At 59.9% G+C, this 14305-nt stretch carries 10 protein-coding genes and 2 pseudogenes; 7 read left to right on the top strand and 5 right to left on the bottom strand.

All coding sequences use genetic code 11. From position 1 onward, the window contains the following. Positions 1-64: 64 nt before the first annotated feature. The 3 genes from EV130_RS09570 to EV130_RS09580 form a co-directional block, all read right to left on the bottom strand. The gene (locus tag EV130_RS09570) at positions 65-1573 is read right to left on the bottom strand and encodes an ABC transporter substrate-binding protein (protein ID WP_081377027.1); all 1509 of its coding nucleotides are present in this window, start codon (positions 1571-1573) and stop codon (positions 65-67) included. Positions 1574-1661: 88 nt separating this feature from the next. Next, positions 1662-2567, bottom strand: a complete 906-nt coding sequence (gene kdgD, locus EV130_RS09575) for a 5-dehydro-4-deoxyglucarate dehydratase (RefSeq protein ID WP_074060302.1) — start codon at positions 2565-2567, stop codon at positions 1662-1664. 63 nt (positions 2568-2630) lie between these two features. Beyond that, positions 2631-3401, bottom strand: a complete 771-nt coding sequence (locus EV130_RS09580) for a FadR/GntR family transcriptional regulator (RefSeq protein WP_074060301.1) — start codon at positions 3399-3401, stop codon at positions 2631-2633. Between the two features lie 485 nt (positions 3402-3886). Here EV130_RS09580 and EV130_RS09585 point away from each other — a divergent pair, with 485 nt between their 5' ends. Continuing rightward, a complete protein-coding gene (locus EV130_RS09585; protein WP_074060300.1) occupies positions 3887-4243 on the top strand; it encodes an ArsR/SmtB family transcription factor in 357 nt (118 codons plus the stop codon). Continuing rightward, positions 4227-4730 (top strand): SRPBCC family protein, encoded by a 504-nt coding sequence (locus EV130_RS09590; RefSeq protein WP_074060299.1) that lies wholly within the window; start codon positions 4227-4229, stop codon positions 4728-4730. Before EV130_RS09585 ends, EV130_RS09590 begins: the two co-directional genes overlap by 17 nt. Before the next feature lie 1100 nt (positions 4731-5830). Here the strand turns inward: EV130_RS09590 and EV130_RS09595 are convergent. Beyond that, entirely contained in the window at positions 5831-6460 is a 630-nt protein-coding gene (locus EV130_RS09595; protein ID WP_132660105.1) for a hypothetical protein, read from the bottom strand. A gap of 29 nt (positions 6461-6489) precedes the next feature. After that, positions 6490-7884 carry a selenium-binding family protein gene (locus tag EV130_RS09600; protein WP_074060296.1) on the bottom strand — a complete coding sequence of 465 codons (1395 nt, stop codon included), beginning with the start codon at positions 7882-7884 and terminating at the stop codon, positions 6490-6492. A gap of 468 nt (positions 7885-8352) precedes the next feature. Here EV130_RS09600 and EV130_RS09605 point away from each other — a divergent pair, with 468 nt between their 5' ends. From EV130_RS09605 to EV130_RS09620, 5 genes and pseudogenes are all read left to right on the top strand, one after another. Next, positions 8353-9447, top strand: coding sequence for a branched-chain amino acid ABC transporter substrate-binding protein (locus EV130_RS09605; RefSeq protein ID WP_132660210.1), 1095 nt, complete (start codon positions 8353-8355; stop codon positions 9445-9447). Between the two features lie 86 nt (positions 9448-9533). After that, a pseudogene (locus EV130_RS33270) lies at positions 9534-11402 on the top strand (PAS-domain containing protein); the annotation flags it as partial. 162 nt (positions 11403-11564) lie between these two features. Continuing rightward, positions 11565-12752: pseudogene (locus EV130_RS33275) on the top strand (ATP-binding response regulator); the annotation flags it as partial. Next, positions 12745-13122, top strand: coding sequence for a response regulator (locus EV130_RS09615; RefSeq protein ID WP_074060292.1), 378 nt, complete (start codon positions 12745-12747; stop codon positions 13120-13122). The pseudogene EV130_RS33275 and the gene EV130_RS09615, both read left to right, overlap by 8 nt. Further along, entirely contained in the window at positions 13119-14165 is a 1047-nt protein-coding gene (locus EV130_RS09620; protein ID WP_074060291.1) for an adenylate/guanylate cyclase domain-containing protein, read from the top strand. The genes EV130_RS09615 and EV130_RS09620 overlap by 4 nt, the downstream gene beginning before the upstream one ends. Positions 14166-14305 lie beyond the last annotated feature (140 nt).

Below are 14305 nucleotides of genomic sequence, written 5' to 3' on the forward strand. Positions count from 1 at the left end.
GTTTCACCTAGGAGTTCAAGCGAGCGCAGAAGGTATCTTCCACGCTCGCCCGGCATATTGCGGCTCAATTCTTGATGCCGATATTTGCGAGCGGAATCTCGCTGTTGGTCGTAATGTCCGGTTTCCAGTCAAGACGCGTGCCAACGCGGGTGTAACCGATCATGTGGAACATCGGGATGTCCAGGGCCAGTTCGTCATGTACCTTGTTGAAGATCGCCTTGAACCTGGTCGTGCGATCCTCTCCGGTGGCCGCCATGGCATCGGCGATCTCCTTGTCGAGCGCCGGCTCTCTTACCGTCGAATAGCTGCCCTCTGAGGTGTAAAAGATCGGAATGGTGAAGGCGGCGTCGCCCTTGTTGTTGTCGTGCATCATCTGCAGGAGGTTCGGCCCACGGCCTTCGGGGAACGGCTTCTGCAGGTAACGCAGCCAGTCGTTCACATCCAGCATGGTGAGCTTCACGTTGAGGCCGACATCCTGCCACATGGCCATCATGGCTTCCATGGCTTCCGTACCGTTCGGATAGATGCCGTTGCGACCGATGAGCTCGATTTCAGTGTCGACCGGAACGCCTGCTGCCTTTGCCTCGGCAATCAGCGCGCGCGCCTGCTCGGCGTCGAAGGTCCATGGCGCGAGCTTATCATCGTGGCCGTTGATGCCAACGACGACCATTTGCGACGCACGTTGGACATCGTCTCCGAAGAGTTGAGCGAGTCCCTCCCAGTCGATTGCGAGGTTGAGCGCCTTGCGAATACGAACATCATCAAGGGGAGCGAACCCGGCATCGATGCGCATCGCAGTCGTTTCCGAGTTGAGATAGGCGAAGTCCGTGTCCGGATTGGTCGCGTCCTGGATCGCGATGGACGGCGTGAGGTCGGCTTCTCCGGTTTCGACCATGGCGGCGCGGATCGAGGATTCCGGACGCCAGACATAGCTGGCCTTGGTGATTGCCGGCTTCTTGCCCCAGTAACCGTCGAAACTTTCCAGCACCACCGTCTGCGGCGTGAAGCTAGCGAGCTTGAAAGGGCCGGTCCCGATCGGATCGTTGACCGCCTTGTCCGCTGGCGTGTTCGGAGAGACGACCATCACCACGCTGAGTAGCGTGGGCAGGATCGGCTGCGGCTTATCCGACTTGATCTCCACCGTCAGGTCATCGACCACTGTCACCGTGAGCTTGGCGGCGCCGAATTTGGCGATATTGCTGCAGGTCACCTTGCCGCCTGTCATGCGCTCGATCGAGTACTTGACGGCTTCGGCGTCGAATGCGGCGCCATCCTGGAACTTCACGCCTTCGCGTAGCTTGAGCCGCCACGTGTTCGGGTCGGTCTGCGTCCATTGCGTGGCGAGACTGGGGGTCGCCTGACCGTTTGCGGGATCGATGACCGTCAGCGGCTCGACGACATTGCGGCTCAGGATCTGGCCGACATTGGTGATAATGGTGCCGCAGGGCTCGAGGTTCGCCGGCTGCTCCGGCAGGACGATATTAATTTCGGACGCGTTTTGAGCAGTGGCGTGGCCGGCCAAACCCGAAAGGAACATTGCGCCCGCGACGATGTGAACTGATTTTATTGCCATTTGCACTCCTCCCGAAAGTGAAACGATGAAGTTTGGAATTTGCGTCATAGAACGGCGCCGTTCTCTCGGCGTCCGCCCACCGTTCCCGTCAGCCGCGCGCTGCCTCAATCAGGCTGCGCAACATTTCTCGCTCCTCGCCCGTCAGGTCGACCAGCGGAGGACGAACGGGGCCCGGCGTGTAGCCGACCAGATCGACGCCTGCTTTGATGATGGAGACGGGGTAGCCTGCCTTGCGATCGCGAAGCGCCGCGAAGGGAAAGAAGAAGGTGTGAAGAATGTTCTCCATCGTCGCCCGGTCACCAGCACGCATGGCTCGGTAGAAGCGTTGCGCCAGTTCGGGCACGAAGTTGAAAACCGCCGAGGAATAGGTGGTCACTCCCACGCCGTTAAAACCCTCGGCGAAGAGTTCATGTGTCGGCATGCCACCGATGTAGCACAGCCGCTCACCAAGCTTGGCCGTCACGTGGCGCACCAGATCCACCTTGCCGGTGCCATCCTTGAAGCCGATCAGGTTGGGACAGGCATCCGCCAAGCGCGCGACCGTGTCGGCATTGGCTACGGAATTGGCTCGGTTGTAGAGAATGACGCCCAGGCTCGTGGAATCGCAGACCGCCTTGACATGCGCGTAGATTCCTTCCTGCGGCGCCTCGGTCAGATAGTGCGGAAGCAGGAGAATACCGTCGGCACCCGCCCTTTCCACGATCGCCGCGGACTCGACTGCGAGCGAGGTGCCGTAGCCGCAGCCCGCTATGATCGGCACATTACCCGACACGTCTTTGGCGGCCTTCGTTACTTCTCCCACTTCGGACGGCGAAAGCGAAAAGAACTCACCAGTGCCGCCGGCGGCGAACAGGGCGGCGGCCTCGAAGCCCGACAGCCACTCCACATGGTGGCGATAGCTGTTCAGGTTGAGCTGGTGATCCGGCGTGAAGTGCGTGACAGGAAAGGACAGCAGCCCCGAAGCGACACGCGACTTGATTTCTTCAGGCGACAACGAATTTCCTCCCGTGCAGCAAGCTTAAGACGGGGCAATTCATATGATGACTTTTGAGACGAGTCAATCAATGTCATCTTTTTTTTGTCCCTGACCCCACGCGGTCAGTGAGCGATAGCGTTTGATGCCCGTAACAAGGTGGCGCCGCATCGCCTCTCGCGCGCGATCAGGGTCGCGCGCCAGGATGGCCTCGGCGATTTCCCGATGCTCATCGAGAATCGGAGCATCCCTGCTCGGCAGCGGATCCACGCCCCCCATCACCGTGCGGAACTTCACGCGCGGGATCATGCGCCGCCCGACATGCTCGAGGAAGGTGCGGAAGCGGGCATTGTTGGTCGCCGTCGCAATAGCCAAATGGAACTGGAAGTCCGCCTCGTCCGTCGGCTTTCCTTCCGCAACCAAGCGGGAAAACCGCTCCACCTGCGCCTGAATCTCTGCTTCCTGGGCCGGAGCACTCCGCACGGCCGCCAGCCCGGCCGCCTCCACTTCTATGCCAATGCGCAGTTCCAGCTCTTCAATGATGTCAGAGATCTTGTCCGTTTCGCCAGTGAATAGCCGGAGCCCCGGATCGGCCTGCCGTGGACCGATCACGAATACGCCCGAGCCCTGCCTCGACTCGACGAGTCCATCGGCACGCAGAGCCGCAATCGCCTCGCGCACGACTGTTCGGCTCACCCCAAACTTATCGATCAAGGCTGGTTCGGTGGGCAATTTGTCTCCAGGCGCATAGTAGCCGGCATCGATTTGCGCTCGAAGTGCGTCTTCAACATCCGCTGATAAGGATCTCCGACCACGCGAGCGCCTCGGTGCAGGCTTACGATCTTCTGTATTCATTTGCTAATTCATCTTATGACCACAACGAATGCCGCAGCTTATTTCGAATGGCCGGCGGCCGCAACTCCGTGACATCACACCTGGAGGGACTGCGCTTCCAGATTTTGTCCTAGCAGGCGGTCTTGATCATAAAAGCCTGCTTTTCTCCGGTGGCCGCATTTCATCGCGCTTGACGGTTATTCTGCGAGGAGCATTGGTGATTTTTCTGCTCTTGAAGGAACTAACGACCCTCTCGTTGCAGTGTCCACCCGTGTCAGATCCTTTAGCCTGCACATGAGGTTGGCCGCGCCGGAATGGGGCCGTTAGCCGGCGGAGTGGTGTCGGGAGCAGGCGTTGAATTCTGACATTCGTTCATCAGCGGCTCTAAGGTCCGCTTTTGACCCCGAGCAGACGATTTTTTTGCTGCCGCCGGACGACCGGTCTACTGCAATGGAAAGTTCGGGATACTTGTGCTTCCTGCGCGAGCAGGTTATACACTGAACTAGATGGTTCAGTATCTAGATCCTCCCCTCGATCTCTCGTTTGCGGCGCTGTCCGATGCGACCCGCCGCGGGATCATCGATCAGCTTGGGCGAGGGGACGCGTCGATCACCAGTCTCGCGGATAACTTCCAGATGACGCTGACCGGCATGAAGAAGCACGTCCAGGTTCTCGAGCGGGCGGGGCTCGTCGTCACGCAGAAGGTCGGACGGGTGAGAACCTGCAAGCTTGGGAAACGCGGCCTCAAGGCGGAGGCCGAGTGGATCGAGGCGCATCGCAAGCTCTTCGAGGCCCGCTTCGAAGCATTGGACGAAATCATCAGCGAAATGAAACAGGAGGAAAGCGATGACTCAGCAAGTTAACAGTGCAAGTAGTGGGCCAAACCGCACGTCAGTCGAGCGCAGAGGGGATCGCGAACTCGTGGTAACGCGGACATTCAATGCGCCGCCGAGCACGGTTTACAGGGCGTGGAGCCAGCCCGAGCTGTTCCAGCGCTGGTGGGTGCCAAAATCGGTATCCGGCGTTTCGCTGGTATCGTGCGATATGGACGTCCGTACCGGCGGCAAATACCGGCTGGAATTCGGAGCCGGCGGTTCGGACACCATGGCCTTCTATGGCAAGTATCTCGAGGTGGTGCCGAACGAGCGCATCGTCTGGACCAACGACGAGGGCGAAGAGGGTGCGATCACGACCGTGACCTTCAAGGACCAAGGCGGGAGGACACTGCTGAATTTCCACGAAGTCTATCCGTCCAAGGAGGCGCTTGAGGAAGCACTACAGGGCTCGGCGGCCGCATTGCCGGAGCAGTTGGAGCAGCTCGACGAATTGCTCTCCAGCATAGACCAGTAGCGCGGGTCGGGAAACTCGGCTTGAGGGAACGTCTTGTCTTGGGAAGTGACTCCACCGGCCTTTCTGGCCGGAGCGGGGGCGCAAAGCAGCCCTCCACGCGCAACCAATTGACAGCCCGTTTCGGGCCCAATCAGCTGTTCGCGGCGTCTGTTGGTAAAGACCGCAACGGCTCGATCTTTCCGGTTCCCATCCCTGGCTCATTTGGGCAATCCCGCCTTCAGCAGGCCCTGGCGGAACAGTTCCAATTGCTCCGGACGCTCCAGCAGCAAACCTCGCCTGACGAAATCCTCCGTGGAGAAGTCGGGGCACAGTTTCAGTAGCTGCGCCCTCGCGGTCTCGGTTGCATTCGTGTTGCCGGCCTGTGCGTAGCAGGCGGCTAGGCGCGCGCAGGTAAACAGGCCCGGATTGGGGAGCTCCTTGAGCGCCGCTGCAGCGTCCTCGTAGCGGCCAAGAATATAGAGCGCATTGCCAAGCGCCGCGCTGTACCACGGCGGCGGAAAACCAAGCCGCTCAAGGCTCAGGGTCTCGACATCGAACTGGTCAACTGGCGGGGCATTTTACAATTGCGAAGGAGCAGAAGCCAGATCGTCGATCGAACAGACGCCTGCAACTCCAGCAACTACAAGACACAGGAACAGCGCCGGAGCCTCAGCAAATAGTGACTTCCGCCGCGGCCTTGAATGATAACGCCTCTTGCGCATGCCCTTCCCCCAGAAGATTGGCGCCATGATCGTATCCGATGCCGTGCATTAGTAGAAGCTGTAGTATCCATACCCTAAACGGAGAAAACTTCGCTCCGCAGTGCGCCTATCGGATGATCTTGACGTCAAGCAGCGAGAAGTAGGTGGCATCCGCGGTCGCTCGCGACGGAAACCAGCGGAAATTCAAAGGTTCTTTCGACAAGCTTTGAAAGCAAGCGGCAGGCCACGATCACCACACACTCGTGCGCTTCTATCGGCTGTCTGATCATCCCCACGTCGTCGAAGCGAAGAATGTGTCCATGGCGTAGAGTTATCTGCACCTCTTGGCCTTCGGGGCGACTTCGATCGACGCACACGCACGGATTGCTCCCGGACTTCAGCGCATCTTTTTCGCCTTCGCTAGACGATCAGCAGCACGCAACCGGTGCCAAGCAGTACCAGCGTCCATACGAGATCCACGTTAAGCCAGGCGCTGCGCAATATCTCGAGCCCAATCCAACGATAGACCGCCAAAGCCACAAGACTTGTAACCGCCAACATGGCAAGTGTATGGACGCCGACTGCGGCGATCGCAATGGCAGCCGACTCGTCCCCGCCCATTTCGCGCAATGGTGAATCCGCAAGACAAAGTGGTATCAACGCTGGCAGGATCATCAGCCCGGCCCCGTGGGCCGTCGCCATCAGAAACGACCACAACGCCAGGCCGGCAAGCCCCGTGCGCATGCCGATCCTAACGCGACGCCCGTGCCCGACGAAATGATGCCAGACGGCCCAGCCGATGAGGCCGGCTCCAGCCGCCGCGCGTACGAGATCCTGGTCGACGAAGAGCCCGGCTGCGACCAGAACTCCAGCCACCAGTGCGATCGACACGGCGTGTCCGACGGCGATGGCGGGCACTGCCTGGACCACGGCGGCAGAACTCTGCCTGTGAACTCCAAGCGCCACGGCAAACAGCCATCCCATCGCAGGGTTGAGACCATGAAAGGCTCCTAGTCCTGCCAGCAAAATCCACGGCCAGATTTCGTTCATGGGCGCCTCTTGTGGCCAACCTTTGCTCCTTACGGATAACAATACGAATCTGATGAACAATCCCCACCCTGGAGGCGGACCTGATGCGGGCGATGTGATTTTGGCCATTCGACGAAGAATTTCTCGTCGAATGCAATGCCTCCGTCAGGCTCCGCGTCAAGCTTCACCATCCAGCCCGAGATGCCATCGGGATAGAACTGCTCGTCGATCGCACCGTAGAGAGAGTTGGTGAAATAGATACGGCGTCCATCGCGACTGATCTCGACCATCTGCGGGCCGCCATTCAGCGCACCATTCTTCGCTCCTGAATGTGACGCACGCGAAACGATGCCGCCGATCCGAACCTTGCCTGTCAGCTTTGGCTTGAACGGATCTGAAACATCGTACTGATGCAGGTCACCGGTTCCCCAGCACGACACGTAGAGAAATCTGTCATCCATCGAAAGGTCTATGTCGGTGACGAGTGGTGGTACTGCACTGAAACCCTTCAGCATCGGCGGCAACAGGTCTGGATCGGCGGGCTCCGCCGGAATGTCGATCACCTTTGTCACCGCCCACTGGGTTCCGTCACGGTGCCAGACCCATATCGAGGAGGAGAGGTCCTCAAGACTGACAACGCAATTGACAAAACCATAGGCCTTTGTCGGGTCATGCGCGGGTCTGAGCTCGAATACGAGCTGATACTTGTCACCGAAATCGATCGTCTGCAGGTGCTTGCGCTTATGCAAATCCCAAAAGTGCAGACGGCGGCCGTATTTCGCACCGAGCAGGACTTCCGGGATCAGGCCGTTTTCGAACGTATCCGGCGTGCCCCACTCGCTGGTGACGAGTGTATCGTGGCCGAGATGCCACCAGACGTCATAGGAAAGCTGTTGCGGACCTCGATCCATTTCCCACTGGCCGCGCACCTCGAATGTCTCGTGATCCATGAGGAGAATTCCGCCCGGTCCCTTACCTTCGGCGTTGCCGAGTGCTGCAACATAGATCCCTTCTGGTCCGCAGTGAACAGTATGCGGCCTGGAGTAGCCGGCCCGCTCGGCGACTTCGCCGGGTTCGATGACCTTGAAGAGCGATGGCCTGCGGCCATCGGGCTTGGTGTCGATGATATGGATACGCGAGGATTTCAATCCCGGCACCACCAGATAGCGGCGTTCTGCATGCGGATGCGGCGCATTCGGGCAAAGGCAGGATGAACAGGCGTTCCAGCCGAAATGATGCAACTCGTCACCGACATTGGGCATCGGGAGGGATGTGACGATCTGACTATAGGTGGCCGATCGAGGATCGACATCGACGACCGCGAGTTCGTCGGGAACTGCTCGCGTCGGATCGAAGGCAACGACGTAGGCAAGCGTCTCCGGTGCAGCCTTCATAGCCATTCGCGGTGACGGATAAAAGCTCGGATCGGGTTTCCACGTTACCATGTGAAGTGCTCCTGGCTCGCGTTTGCTGAACAATGGAAAATGTTCGCTAGATGCTTGCCGACAGCCGACTCATCGCTGCGGACGGGGCAGGATCCAAGGATGTCTCGACGGAATACAGGTTCGAAACCGCCCTCTGCGGCTGGGCGAGCTGTAGAGGTAATCCTCCCCGCGTAATTGTCTCAGATAATGGCGGGTTTGGGCAGTCCTTTTTTGCCGCCCCCTCTTCGCGGCTTCCCCTTCATTGCTTTATGCAAGCCGCGCCCACCTCAGTGCCATCGACACCAAAGGCCATATCACTCCTCAGCGCCGCATGGTATATTTCGAGACATGGCCACTAAGGCGCCGCTGGAATAGCAGACAGCTGATCGCGGCGGCTCGCGAGTGACCCATAATGACCGAGGCGCCCGGCTGCGCAGTCGCGGTACCGCTCTCGTGCCCAAGATTGCTATCAAGGCGGAAGGCTGTTTCATGCACCGCATCGCCGTCGCAGTTTTCGCGCTTGCAGCCGTGGTCGGTTATTCCGCGCACGCTGAGGTGCTGATCGGCGTCTCAGCCGCGATGACCGGACGGCTCGCATGGATCGGCGAGCAGGGGCAGCGTGGCGCAGAGATGGCCGTGGCCGATATCAATGCGGCGGGCGGCGTTCTGGGCCAGCAGGTGCGGCTCATCGCGGTCGACGACTTCTGCGATCCAGAGCAAGCGGTAGCCGTTGCCAAAAAACTCGTGGCTGACGGTGTCGTTCTCGTCGTCGGGCACTACTGCTCTGGAGCCTCGATCCCGGCATCAAAGGTGTATGAGGCGGCGGGAGTTCTGCAGATTTCGCCGGGGTCGACCAATCCGCTGCTGACCGAACAAGGCCGCGCCAACGTGTTCCGCGTCATTGGTCGCGACGATGCGCAAGGCGTCGTCGCCGGCAACTACCTTGCCGATCATTGGGGCAACAAGAAGATTGCGATCCTTCACGATGGCACCACCTATGGCAGGGGCCTTGCCGATGAGACCAAAAAACAATTGAACAAGCGAGGCGTATCCGACACGATCTACGAGGCCTACAGTCCCGCGAAGAACGACTATTCGATTGAAATTGCTGCACTAAAGGCTGCAAAAGTCGACGTGGTCTATGTCGGCGGCTATCATGCTGAAGTTGCACTGATGGTTCGCGCTGCGCACGACCAAGGCTACCCAGGCCAGTTCATCTCAGGCGACGCCCTGGCGACCGAAGAATTTGCGCTGATCGCCGGTCCAGCCGCTGAGGGAACTCTCTTCACGTTTTCCGCGGACCCACGGCGAACCCCCCAAGCGGGCCCGGTGGTGGAGCGCTTCCGGGCAGAGAACTTCGAACCCGCAGGCTATACGCTGCTGAGCTACGGGGCCGTTCAGACCTGGGCGCAGGCGCTCAAGGAAGCCGGTTCGCTGGAGTTGCGCGAGGTGATTGCTTCATTGCGCGGCCACTCGTTTGATACGGTATTGGGACGCATCGACTTTGACGACAAAGGCGACCTCACGGTTCAGAGCTGGGTATGGTATATCTGGAAGGATGGCGAATACGTGCCATTGCAATAGCCCAACGCTAATCACTGGGGATCGCATTCGAGAAAAAAACTGTGCGGGCAATGTTGACCACATCAGCCGGACGATGGGTCGCCGCGATGTTTGACCGTCTCGGCATACGTGGCCGCTTACTCTTTGCTTTCTTTGGCATCAGCACCTTTGCGGTGCTCGCGACCGCTGCAGCCGTATATGCCTTCCTGCAAGTGGGCGAGGTCGTCGAGAGGATCACAGAACGCCGGGTCCCGTCGGCGCTTGCATCGCTCGAGCTCTCGCGCCAAGCCGAACGGGTCGCCGCCACTACGCCGGCCGTACTTGCCACGACCAGCACGGTCCAGCACAACGAGGTCTCGGCTGCAATCGCAGTGGAGATGTCCCGCCTCGAAGAATTGCTAGCCGCGCTCAAAGGCACCGCGGCAAATACGGCGGCCGTGGCTGAGATCGAAGCCGCGGTGATTGGCCTGGGGCGCAATCTCAAAGCTCTTAACGATCTTGTCGCCGCGCGCCTCGGTGTGGTTGCGCGCAAAGAGGAACTACTGAGCCGTTTGTCGACTACGACAATCGCAAGCGAGCGCCTTGTGGCACCCGCCATCCTCGTGATGAACTCCAAGGTTCCCCAATGGAAGATAACCGTGGCGGATGCCACCGTGCCACCGGAAGCGCGAGCGGCGGCTACGACAGAGCTTGCGCAGGCAATTTCCGCCTACATTCCACAACAGAAGGCACAACGGGAGATTTCGGCGATCAACGAAGCCCTGCTTAAAACGGCGGTTGCGCCGACGCCCGGCGACCTGGTGCTGATGTCGTTTCCGCTGCGTCGCTCGGTCGAGGCGCTTGCGGCGGTGACATCGGAGATCGATGAGAAGCTGCAGACGCGGTTCCGCCAGCGCGTCGCCGAGTTCAAAGGGCTGATCGACGGACCGAAGAGCATTGCACAAGCGCGTGAGGATGAGCTCGCATTACTCGCAAACGGCGGCAAGCTTTTGGTGGAGAACGCTCAGCTCTCGCATAATTTGACCGTTGCCGTGGATCGCTTGGTAGCTGCGGCCAACCGCGACATCACCGAGGCCGGCCGTGAAGCTGCGACCGTCCAGCGCTACGGCACCGGTGTTGTTCTTGGCTCAGCCGTCCTGAGCCTCCTGAGTTCAGTTCTGATCGTATGGTTGTATGTCGACCGCAATCTTCTTGCCCGCTTGTCGGGTCTGAGCCAAAGCATGCTTGCCATCGCCGGCGGCAATCTTCGGGCACCGCTGCCGGCCATGGGCCGCGACGAGATCGGTCGCATGACCAAGGCGCTTGCGCTGTTCCGTGACACTGCAGTCGAGGTCAAGGAAAAAAACCTGCGCGAGATCGCCGAAGCGCGCCAGCGACTCGTCGATGCAATCGAGAGCATCTCCGAGGGTTTCGCCCTTTACGATGCCGAGGACCGGCTTGTTCTGTGCAACAGCCGCTACCGGGAAATCCTCTATCCCGGCATAGCCGATGCCGTCGTGCCGGGTGCGCAATTTGAGACGATTGTCCGTAAAGCCGTCAAACAGGGCCTCGTCGAGGATGCCAAAGGTCGGGAGGAGGAGTGGCTCGCCGCGCGGCTTGAGGCACACCGCAACCCTAAACAGACGCTGGTTCAACATCGCAGTCATGACCACTGGGTCCAGGTCAACGAGCGGCGCATTACCGGCGGCGGCACGGTCGCGGTCTACACCGATATCAGCAATCTTAAGAGGCATGAAACGGAGCTCGAGATCGCCCGCGACGCGGCCATGGCGGCGACACAGGCCAAGAGCAAGTTCCTTGCAAGCATGAGCCACGAGTTGCGCACGCCGCTGAACGCCATCCTGGGCATTACCGAAATGCTTGAGGAAGATGCCAGCGAAGCCGGTCAAGGCGAACTGGTCGAACCCCTTCAACGCGTCTCGCGCGCCGGCAAGCACCTGCTCAAACTCATCAATGAGGTCCTCGATCTGTCAAAGATCGAGGCCGGCCGCCTGGAACTGCATATCGAGGAGTTCGATGTCGCAAGAATGGTTCAAGATGCCGCGGCAACCGCGCAGCCCCTTGCGCAGAAGAACCGCAACCGGATCATCGTCCGCTGCCCGGATGACATTGGCTGCATGCGCGCCGATCAGCTTCGGGTGCGTCAGATCCTCCTCAACCTGTTGAGTAACGCCTGCAAGTTCACCGAGAATGGCCAAGTGACGATTGAGGCGACCTGCGCGAAGCCCAATGGAGGCGGTGGCGTGATATTTACCGTCGCCGACACCGGCATCGGTATGACGCCGCAGCAGATGACGAACCTGTTCCAGGAGTTCAGTCAGGCCGACAGTTCTACCACCCGCAAGTACGGCGGCACTGGGCTCGGGCTTGCCATCAGCCAACGCCTATGCCGCGCGATGGATGGGCAGATAACTGTCGACAGCACTCCCGGCGCCGGTACCAAGTTCACGGTGTGGCTGCCATCGGCAATCGAGCTAAGTCCCACGCTAGAAGGGCTGCCGGCCCCTGACACCGGACTTGCCTCTGATGATCCTGTTCGCCTCGCCACGAACGTCGTCCTCGTCGTTGATGACGATAAGGCGGTGCGGGACCAGATGCGCTGGTTCCTCGCGCGCGAGGGTTGCGATGTCGTAACGGCCAGGGACGGTGCCGAAGGTCTTGATCTGGCCCGGCAGGTGAAACCCTCGCTCATCACCCTTGACGTGCTGATGCCGGGTTGCGACGGCTGGAGCGTCCTGCAGGAACTGAAGGCGGATCCTGAGCTCGCGAGTATCCCCGTGGTGATGCTCACCATGGCCGATAACAGGAATCGGGGGTATTCGCTCGGTGCCGCCGACTACTTGATAAAGCCGATCGACCGCGACACGCTCCGGAAACTGATCGCCAAATTCTGGTCGGGCGCGCCAAACCCGGCGCTTCGAGTTCTGATCGTCGAAGATGATGAGAACACGCGGCAGCAATGGCGTCGCATATTGAGTACTGAGGGTTGCGATGTGGACGAGGCCGGAAATGGCCGGGTCGCGCTGGAACGGCTCATCGGCGCGCCTGCGGACCTGATCATTCTCGACCTCATCATGCCGGAGATGGACGGCTTCGAGTTCCTTGTCGAATTGCGAAAGAAGCCAGCCTTCAAGGCGGTGCCGGTCGTGGTCGTTACGGCGGCGACCCTTGGCGAGGAAGACCACCGGCGCCTGAACGGTGGCGTCGAGCGCGTGCTCGCCAAGAGCGCCTTCAGCCGCAACGAGCTTCTGGAGGAATTGCGCAAGATGGTTGCACGATACATTGTCAAAAGAAGTTCGCCTGACGAGGATCGCCACGATGGTTAGGATTCTCTATGTCGAGGACAACGAGGACAACATCTACATGTTGTCCGCGCGGCTTAGGCGCAAAGGCTACGAGGTAATCGTCGCCACCGATGGCGATCAGGGCCTGGCGCGTGCACGATCGGATGCGCCGGCCCTAATCCTGATGGACTTGAGCCTTCCCGTCCTCGACGGCTGGGAGGCGACAAGGCGTCTCAAGGCATTGGCTGAGACGCGGGGTATTCCTGTAATCGCACTCTCGTCGCATGCGATGGCTGGCGACCGCGAAGCAGCACTGGCAGCCGGGTGCGATGACTTCGATACCAAGCCTGTCGACTTCGCGCGCCTGCTTGGAAAGATCAGGGCCCTGCTCCCAAGGGAGTCGATGCCATGATTGAGGCTGGACCTGCCCTGCTCGTCGTTGATGATAACGAGGACAACCGCTTTACGCTGACCGAGCGGTTGAAGCGAGAAGGCTACCGGAACGTCGCATGCGCCAGCAATGGCCGGGAGGGGCTCGAAATGCTGGCAACGAGACCATTCGACCTCGTGCTGCTCGACATCACGATGCCGGAAATGGACGGCTACCAGGTGCTCGAGCACCTGAAGGCCGACACAACGCTGCGCAACATTCCGGTTGTCATGATATCGGCGGTCGATGAGATCGACAGTGTTGCGCGCTGCATCAGCCTCGGCGCCGAGGATTATCTGGCCAAACCGTTCAATGCGGTTCTGCTGCGCGCCCGAGTGGCCGCGTGCCTGGAAAAGAAGCGGCTGCGCGACCAAGAGGCGGTATACATGCAGCAAATCGAAAACGAGAAGCGCCGAGCCGACGAGCTTCTGTACGCCATCCTACCCGCCGGCGCGGTGCGCGAGCTCAAAGCGACCAATGAGGTCCGGCCTCGCCGATACAACGAAGTCGCGGTGCTATTTTGTGATATCGTCGGCTTCACAGCCTATTGCGACGAGAATCCGCCGGAGAAAGTGGTGGAGGATCTTCAGGCGCTGATCGGTGAATATGAACGGATCGTGCGTCAGCATGGGATGGAGAAGATCAAGACTATCGGCGACGCCTTTATGGCTACGGCCGGCCTGTTTGATCGCATGCCGGATCCTGTTTTTGCCAGCCTGCAATGCGGGCTCGACATGGTGGCGGCATCACACCGCATCGAGCCCAAATGGGAGGTACGAGTCGGCGTTCAATTCGGTCCAGTTGTGGCAGGAATCATCGGGCAGCGGCAATACGTGTTCGACCTGTGGGGCGACACGGTGAATATGGCCTCCCGGATCGCAGCCCATGCTAGCCCGGGGACGGTAGCGACCAGTGGCGCCACGTGGCATCGCATCCGCGAGCGGGGTCGCGGGCGCTCACTGGGCTTCGTAGACATCAAGGGCAAGGGTCGGATTGAACTGATCGAATGCCAGGCTTTTCGTTGAGGGACCGGAACAACTCTAGCCACAGCATTGACATGCGGCTCGTCTTGCCAGGCTGAGACGACGCTTCGTTTGCAGCAGCGACAAGACGCTGAAGGTGCAAATTTGGCGCCGGAAGCGAGAGTGATCGCCGTTGTCCGCGA

It is taken from the genome of Rhizobium azibense (genome assembly GCF_004342325.1).
Lineage (GTDB): Bacteria > Pseudomonadota > Alphaproteobacteria > Rhizobiales > Rhizobiaceae > Rhizobium > Rhizobium etli_B.

Bases quoted from the DNA above. Each gene is read 5' to 3' on its own strand.
- EV130_RS09590 (WP_074060299.1), top strand. From the start codon at position 4,227: ATGACTCAGCAAGTTAACAGTGCAAGTAGTGGGCCAAACCGCACGTCA.
- EV130_RS09570 (WP_081377027.1), bottom strand. From the start codon at position 1,573: ATGGCAATAAAATCAGTTCACATCGTCGCGGGCGCAATGTTCCTTTCG.
- EV130_RS09605 (WP_132660210.1), top strand. From the start codon at position 8,353: ATGCACCGCATCGCCGTCGCAGTTTTCGCGCTTGCAGCCGTGGTCGGT.
- EV130_RS09620 (WP_074060291.1), top strand. From the start codon at position 13,119: ATGATTGAGGCTGGACCTGCCCTGCTCGTCGTTGATGATAACGAGGAC.
- EV130_RS09580 (WP_074060301.1), bottom strand. From the start codon at position 3,401: ATGAATACAGAAGATCGTAAGCCTGCACCGAGGCGCTCGCGTGGTCGG.
- EV130_RS09600 (WP_074060296.1), bottom strand. From the start codon at position 7,884: ATGGTAACGTGGAAACCCGATCCGAGCTTTTATCCGTCACCGCGAATG.
- EV130_RS09595 (WP_132660105.1), bottom strand. From the start codon at position 6,460: ATGAACGAAATCTGGCCGTGGATTTTGCTGGCAGGACTAGGAGCCTTT.
- EV130_RS09585 (WP_074060300.1), top strand. From the start codon at position 3,887: ATGGTTCAGTATCTAGATCCTCCCCTCGATCTCTCGTTTGCGGCGCTG.
- EV130_RS09615 (WP_074060292.1), top strand. From the start codon at position 12,745: ATGGTTAGGATTCTCTATGTCGAGGACAACGAGGACAACATCTACATG.